Consider the following 7,255-nt stretch of genomic DNA (forward strand, 5'->3'; position numbering starts at 1 on the left):
TCACACGGTGAAGGGCCGGTCGGATTCCTCCGACCGGCCCTTCGGCGTCTCTCGCGGGAGTGTGCGTTCCGTCGCCGCGTGCGCGGTGCGTTCCGTTGGCGCGTGCGCGGTGCGCCTCGTTCCCGTGTGCGCGGTGCGCTTCGTTCCCGGTGTGCGTGGAGCGCTTCGTTCCCGGTGTGCATCCATTCTGCCGTGGGCGGCGCCCCCGGGTCACCGTCTTCGGGGATGATCTTCGTCGCGTTCTCCGCGCCTAGCGTGGTGGCGGGCGGTCCTCGGCAGGAGGGCCCGGCTACAGGGAGCGTCGTCGACGTGACGGAAGCACAGCGGTACGGTCAGGATCCGGTCCTCGCGCGGGAGCTGGTCGCGATGATGGCCGAGGACGGCGCGGCCGCCCGGCTGGCGAACAGCCCCGACCTGGCCGAGCAGGCGGCCTGGCGGCGGCTGACCGCCCGGCACGGGGACCGGCTCGCGGAGATCATGGCGGCGCACGGCTGGCCGACCGAGCGCACCGTCGGCCCCGAGGCCGCCCGGGCGGCGTGGCTGGTGGCGCAGCACGCGGACCGGCAGCTCGACGTCCAGCGGCGGGCGGCGGCACTGATGGGCGAGGCCGTCGCCCGGGGTGAGGCGGGCGCCCGCGACCTGGCCTTCCTCCAGGACCGGCTGGCGGTCAACGAGGGCCGGGAGCAGCGCTACGGGACGCAGATCGGCGCGGTGGCCGACGGCCGCCCGGTGCCGTGGCCGTGCGAGGAGCCGGAGCGGCTGGACGAGCGGCGCGCGGAGGTGGGCATCGAGCCGTTCGACGAGTACACCGCGCGGTTCGCTCCGAAGTAACCGTCAGGTCCGCCGGTCGGGATTGACTCTTGCGCGCGGCCGCCCGGGCCGCATTGACTGACCTTCGACTAGCGCTGCTAGTTGAAGGGCGGACGAGAGGACGATCGGTGCGGCAGTACGCGGAGTACAGCGACCAGTACATCGACGGCGAGTGGCGGCCCTCCGGGGACGCCGGGTCGATCACCGTACTGAATCCGGCGACCGAACAGGTGCTGGCCACCGTGCCGGCCGGCGGCACGACCGACGTCGACACGGCGGTGACGGCGGCCCGCCGGGCGGCCCGCGCCTGGGGCACGACCACCCCCGAGGAGCGGCTGGCGCTGCTGACCCGGCTGCGGGACGGGATCGCCGCCGCGCAGAACGAGATCACCGAGACGGTCGTCGCCGAGCTGGGCTCTCCGGTCGGCTTCGCCGGCGCCGTGCACGCCGGGCTGCCGCTCGCCGTGGCGACCTCCTACCTGACCCTCCTTGCCGAGCACCCCTTCGAGGAGCGGATCGGCAACTCGGTGGTGCACGCCGAGCCGGCCGGGGTGGTCGCGGCGATCACGCCGTGGAACTACCCGCTGCACCAGATCGTCGCCAAGACCGTCCCGGCCCTGGCGGCCGGCTGCCCGGTGGTCCTCAAGCCGGCCGAGGACACCCCGCTGGTGGCCCGGCTGTTCGCCCGGCTGGTGCACGCGGCCGGGTTCCCGGCGGGCGTCTTCAACCTGGTGACCGGCACCGGGGCGGTGGCGGGCGCGGCGCTCGTCGGGCACCGGGACGTGGACCTGGTCTCGTTCACCGGTTCCACCGCCGTCGGCCGGCAGGTCGCCGAGACGGCCGGCCGGGGGCTGAAGCGGGTCTCCCTGGAGCTGGGCGGCAAGTCGGCCAACGTGGTGCTGCCCGGCGCCGACCTGGCCCGGGCGGTCAAGGCGAACGTCGCCAACGTCTTCGCCAACTCGGGCCAGACCTGCAACGCGCTGACCCGCCTGCTGGTGCACGAGGACCAGTACGAGGAGGCGGTCGCCCGGGCCGAGGAGGTCGCCGCCCAGTACCGGCCGGGCGACCCGACCGACCCGCAGACCCGGATCGGCCCGCTGGTCAACGCCAGGCAGCTGGCCCAGGTGCGCGGCTACATCGACGGCGCGCTGGCCGAGGGCGCCCGGCTGGTCGTCGGCGGCTCCGAGCCGGTCACCGAACCCGCCACCGGCTACTACGTCCGCCCGACCGTGCTCGCCGACGTGACCCCGGAGATGACGGTGGCCCAGGAGGAGGTCTTCGGCCCGGTCCTGGCGATCCTCCGCTACCGCGACGAGGACCACGCCGCCGAACTCGCCAACGGCACCCCGTACGGTCTGGCCGGCGGCGTCTGGGCCCGCGACACCGACACCGCCGCCGCCTTCGCCCGCCGCCTCGACACCGGCCAGGTGGACCTCAACGGCGGCCGCTTCAACCCGCTCGCGCCCTTCGGCGGCTACAAGAGCTCCGGCCTCGGCCGGGAGCTGGGCCGGCACGGGCTGGAGGAGTTCCTGCAGTACAAGTCCCTGCAGTACTAGCGGACCCGGAGCACGGGGCGGGGCGGGGCCGATGAACGGCTGACGGCTGACGGCTGACAACTTTCAGCGAACAGATGACAGATGACAGATTTCGAAATCTGTCATCTGTTCGCCGTTCGCCGTCAGACCAGGTCGACGCCCGGGTAGAGCGGGTACGGGGCGAGCAGGTCGGCGGCGCGCTTGGCGGTGGCGTCGCGGAGGGCGGCGTCCAGGGTGTACGCGGCCTTGGACGGGGAGCCCTTGGCCGTGGTGACGGGGGCGGTGGCGCGCAGGACGATGTGGATCAGGTCGGCGATCTCGTCCATCTCGGCGGTGCCGAGGCCGCGGGTGGTGAGGGCCGGGGTGCCGAGGCGGACGCCCGAGGTGTACCAGGCGCCGTTCGGGTCCTGCGGGACGGAGTTGCGGTTGGTGACGATGCCCGAGTCGAGCAGCGCCGCCTCCGCCTGGCGGCCGGTCAGGCCGTAGCCGGAGACGTCGGCGAGGACCAGGTGGTTGTCGGTGCCGCCGGTGACCAGCTTCCCGCCGCGGCGCAGCAGGCCCTCGGCGAGCGCCCGGGCGTTGGCGACGACGGCGCGGGCGTAGGCCTGGAACTCGGGGCGGCGGGCCTCGGCGAGGGCGACCGCCTTGGCGGCCATCACGTGGGAGAGCGGGCCGCCGAGCACCAGCGGGCAGCCGCGGTCGACGTGCTCGGCCAGTTCGGACTGGCACAGCACCATGCCGCCGCGCGGGCCGCGCAGGGATTTGTGGGTGGTGGTGGTGACGATGTGGGCGTGCGGGACCGGGTCGTGGTCGCCGGTCAGCACCTTGCCCGCGACCAGGCCGGCGAAGTGCGCCATGTCGACCATGAGGGTCGCGCCGACCTCGTCCGCGATCTCGCGCATCCGGCGGAAGTCCACCAGCCGCGGGTAGGCGGAGTAGCCGGCCACGATGATCAGCGGGCGGAACTCGCGGGCGGTCTCGCGCAGCGCGTCGTAGTCGATCAGGCCGGTGGCCGGGTCGGTGCCGTAGCTGCGCTGCTCGAACATCTTGCCCGAGATGTTGGGCCGGAAGCCGTGGGTGAGGTGGCCGCCGGTGTCCAGGGACATGCCGAGCATCCGCTGGTTGCCGAGCTCCTGGCGCAGCCGCGCCCAGTCCTCCTCGGTGAGGTCGTTGACGTTGCGCACCGCGGCGCGCTCCAGCGCCGGGCTCTCGACCCGCTGGGAGAGGACGGCCCAGAACGCGGTGAGGTTGGCGTCGATGCCGGAGTGCGGCTGGACGTAGGCGTGGTCGGCGCCGAACAGCTCACGGGCGTGCTCGGCGGCGATGCCCTCGACGGTGTCGACGTTGCGGCAGCCCGCGTAGAAGCGGCGGCCGACGGTGCCCTCGGCGTACTTGTCGCTGAGCCAGTTGCCCATCGTGAGCAGGACGGCCGGGGAGGCGTAGTTCTCGCTGGCGATGAGCTTGAGCGAGCCGCGCTGGTCCGCCAGCTCCTGTCCGATCGCGGCGGCGATCCGCGGTTCGACGCCGGCGACCACGTCGAGGGCGCTGCGGAAGGCGGTGTCGGCCGCGGCGGAGGCGGCGGTGTGGGGCTGCTGGGCCATGGCGGTCTCCTGGTGGGGATGCGGGGGCCCAGGCGCTCGGCAAGTTCACGTGAGGATTCACGGGGCCGCTTCCCGATGGTTGATTCCATCCCTACGCGCCAGTTGCGGCCCACCGGGATCGTACCAACACCGGAGGGACTGTGGCGGAGGTCTCAGAATGCGGAACGGGCAGTCCGTTTCGGCATGGTATGTCCGTTCTTTTGCAACGCGAGTGTTTCAGCGAAATGAAGCCGCCACATTTCCCGAAACAGTTCGAAAGGAATGACCCGAACGTCCGCCAAAGGTGATTTGCGGAACCTCGGACGCATCCGATCAAATGGCGCTCGAACGGCCGCCGGGAAACCCCCGGAGGCCGTACCGGAAATACACACCAGCGCACCCTTACCCATGGGGCGGCGGAGAATTCGGGGGTTACGCCTCATGGCAGTGGTCGACACCGTCCCAGGCACCGCGGCCGGGCCCGTGCCCGCCGCCGACCCCGGCCCGCTCCGCCGGATCCTGCGGGACCGGGTCGGCGCCTCCGCCCTGGCGGTGGTGGTGCTGTTCCTGCTGCTCGCCCTCGGCGCTCCGCTGGTCGCCGCGCTGTACGGGAAGAACCCGGTCGACCACTACGGCCAGAACGCTCCGGGCCTGCTCAGCGACAGCGGCCTGCCGATGCTGCCGAACGGCGGCATCTCCGGGGACTTCTGGTTCGGCCTGGAGCCCGGCCTCGGCCGGGACGTGTTCACCCAGCTGCTGTACGGCATCCGCACCTCGCTGCTGATCGCCTTCGCGGCCGCCGTGGTGACCACCACGCTGGGCGTGCTGGTCGGCGTCGCAGTCGGCTACCTCGGCGGGATCACCGACCGGTTGTTCGGATTCCTCGCCAATGTGCTGCTGGCCTTTCCCACGCTGCTCCTACTGCTCGCGCTCAGCCCGGTGATCCAGTCCCGGCTGGTCGACCCGGGCACCGCGGAACCGGAGTGGATGCAGTTCCTGGTGCTGATCCTGGTTTTCTCGGCGTTCGGCTGGATTCCGCTCGCGCTTTCCCTGCGGGCCACCGTCCGCTCGCTCCGGGAAAGGGATTTCGTGCAGTCCGCACGGGCCCAGGGCGCGAGCCGATTCCATGTCGTCGTCCACGAACTCCTGCCGAATGTGCGCTCGCAGCTGCTGGTGCACGCCACCATGGCGGTGCCGACCTTCGTCGCCTCCGAGGCCGCGCTGTCCTTCCTCGGCGTCGGCGTCACCGAGCCGGTCCCGGACTGGGGGCGGATGATCGCGCGCGGCTCCGAGGTCTTCCAGGCCGACCCCACCTACATGGTGTTCCCCGGCGTGGCGCTGCTGCTGTTCGTCATCGCCTTCAACCTGCTCGGCGACGCCGTCCGGGACGCGCTGGACCCACGCGCCGGCACCGCCCGCTGAGGCCCCTCGGCCCTCCCGAGGCCCCTTCTTCTCGCCGCTCCCAAGACCCTTCCCCCCTCCCCACCATCACCCGAGCCCGCCCCGGCACGACCGCCGGGGCAAGGAGAGATTCGCCATGCGCTGGACCAGACCGTCCCTCGCCGTCATCGCCACCGCCCTGCTGGCGACCTCCTGCTCGGCCGGCGCGGGCAGCACCACCGGCTCCGGCGGCGCCGGGGCCTCCGCCAAGGAGACCTCCCCGCTGACCGCCGTGCTCGGCAGCGAGCAGGAGAGCGCCGGCCCCGCCCCGGCCGTCCCGGGCGCCCGTGCGGGCGGCACCGTGAACGTGTACAACAGCGTCGAGTTCCGCCACCTCGACCCGCAGAAGGTCTACGCGGGCGCCACCTACAACGCCTCGCTGCTCTGGGGCCGCCAGCTGACCCAGTACCAGGTCGTGGACGGCAAGGCCAAGCTGGTCGGCGACCTGGCCACCGACACCGGCACCCCGGCCGACGGCGGGCGCACCTGGACGTACAAGCTCAAGCAGGGCGTCGCCTGGGAGGACGGGCAGCCGATCACCGCCCAGGACGTCAAGTACGGCATCGAGCGCACCTTCGGCAAGGGCTACGAGGTCGGCCCGCCGTACTGGCCGCAGTGGCTCACGGGCGAGGCCAGCTACGAGGCGGCGCGCACCAAGTACGCGGGCCCGCAGGCCGGCGACCTCGACGCGATCGAGACGCCGGACGAGCGCACCCTCGTCTTCCACTTCCCGCAGCCGCAGGCCGACGTCCCGTACATGGCCGCGCAGTCCTCCTCCTCCCCGGTGCGCCGGGACAAGGACACCGGGACGGACTACGACCGCCTGCCGTTCGCGACCGGCCCGTACAAGATCGTCGAGCACGTCCAGAACACCCGCATGGTGCTGGAGCGCAACCCGGCCTGGAAGCCCGAGACGGACCCGATCCGCAGCCAGTACCCGGAGAAGTTCGTCTTCACGTACGGCAAGGAGGCGCTCAACCTCAACCAGGAGATCCTCTCCGGGCGGGACGGCGGCGCCAACGCCACCACCGCGGCCGACACCCTCTCCGCCGAGCTGTACCAGACCACCGACACCGACCCGAAGGCCAAGGAGCTGGTGGTCTCCGGCCGGCAGGGCGCCTTCGTCACCCAGCTGATGATCAACAACCAGCGGGTGTCGGACGTCGAGGTCCGCAAGGCGCTGCACCTGGCCTACCCGCGCCAGCAGGCCCGCCAGGTCCAGGGCGGCGCCCGGACCGGCGAACTGGCCACCACGCTCAGCTCGCCCGCGCTGATCGACTGGCAGAAGTACGACCTCTACCCGGTCAAGCCCGAGGGCGACCCGGAGGCCGCCAAGGCCCAGCTCGCCAAGGCCAAGCAGGCGCCCGGCAGCCTGACCTACGCGTACCGGAACACCCCGACCGGGCAGCGCGTCGCCCAGGTGCTGGTCGAGGGCTTCGGCAAGGCGGGCATCACCGTCGTGCCCAAGCCGATCGACCCCAAGGCCTTCCTGGACGAGGTGCACCGCGACGGCGCCCCGTACGACCTGTTCGAGGAGACCAGCTCGGTCGACTGGCCGACCCCGTCCACCCTGATCCCGTTCTCCTTCGACGGCCGGGCCGGCAGCGACATCAACTCCGCGCTCTACCGCAACCCGGAGGTCGACAAGGAGATCGACCGGATCAACCAGATCGGCGAGCCGCGCGCCAAGGCCAAGGAGCTGTACGCGCTGGAGCAGACCGTGATGAAGGACGTGCCGGTGCTGCCGTTCGCCTACCCGACGGTCAACCAGCTGCGCGGCAGCAACGTCGGCGGGGCGTTCATCCACCCGATCTACGGGACCGTCTCGCTGGCCTGGCTGTACCTGAAGTCCTGAGCCGACCGGGGCCCGCTCCCGCCGCCCGTGCGCGG

Annotated in this window: 5 protein-coding genes and 1 riboswitch; of the genes, 4 read left to right on the forward strand and 1 reads right to left on the reverse strand. The window is 72.2% G+C overall.

The genetic code is table 11. The annotated features are described in order from the left end of the window. Positions 1-366: 366 nt before the first annotated feature. On the forward strand, positions 367-831 hold the full coding sequence (locus tag ACFU7Z_RS32955) for a DUF6624 domain-containing protein (protein WP_049649830.1): 465 nt from the start codon (positions 367-369) through the stop codon (positions 829-831). Between the two features lie 107 nt (positions 832-938). Continuing rightward, positions 939-2,366: an aldehyde dehydrogenase family protein gene (locus ACFU7Z_RS32960; RefSeq protein WP_375876306.1), complete on the forward strand. Its 1,428-nt coding sequence runs from the start codon at positions 939-941 to the stop codon at positions 2,364-2,366. Positions 2,367-2,488: 122 nt separating this feature from the next. Here the strand turns inward: ACFU7Z_RS32960 and ACFU7Z_RS32965 are convergent, their stop codons facing one another. Continuing rightward, the gene (locus tag ACFU7Z_RS32965; RefSeq protein ID WP_380781565.1) at positions 2,489-3,946 is read right to left on the reverse strand and encodes a glycine hydroxymethyltransferase; all 1,458 of its coding nucleotides are present in this window, start codon (positions 3,944-3,946) and stop codon (positions 2,489-2,491) included. Between the two features lie 19 nt (positions 3,947-3,965). Beyond that, positions 3,966-4,062: riboswitch (ZMP/ZTP riboswitch) on the reverse strand. A 304-nt stretch (positions 4,063-4,366) separates the two neighbouring features. On the opposite strand from ACFU7Z_RS32965, the gene ACFU7Z_RS32970 reads away from it, so the two are divergent. Both ACFU7Z_RS32970 and ACFU7Z_RS32975 read left to right on the forward strand, forming a co-directional pair. Then, a complete protein-coding gene (locus ACFU7Z_RS32970) occupies positions 4,367-5,347 on the forward strand; it encodes an ABC transporter permease (protein ID WP_049649813.1) in 981 nt (326 codons plus the stop codon). Positions 5,348-5,462: 115 nt separating this feature from the next. Next, a complete protein-coding gene (locus ACFU7Z_RS32975; RefSeq protein WP_380781567.1) occupies positions 5,463-7,220 on the forward strand; it encodes an ABC transporter substrate-binding protein in 1,758 nt (585 codons plus the stop codon). Positions 7,221-7,255 lie beyond the last annotated feature (35 nt).

The organism is Kitasatospora sp. NPDC057518 (assembly GCF_042802075.1).
GTDB lineage: Bacteria > Actinomycetota > Actinomycetes > Streptomycetales > Streptomycetaceae > Kitasatospora.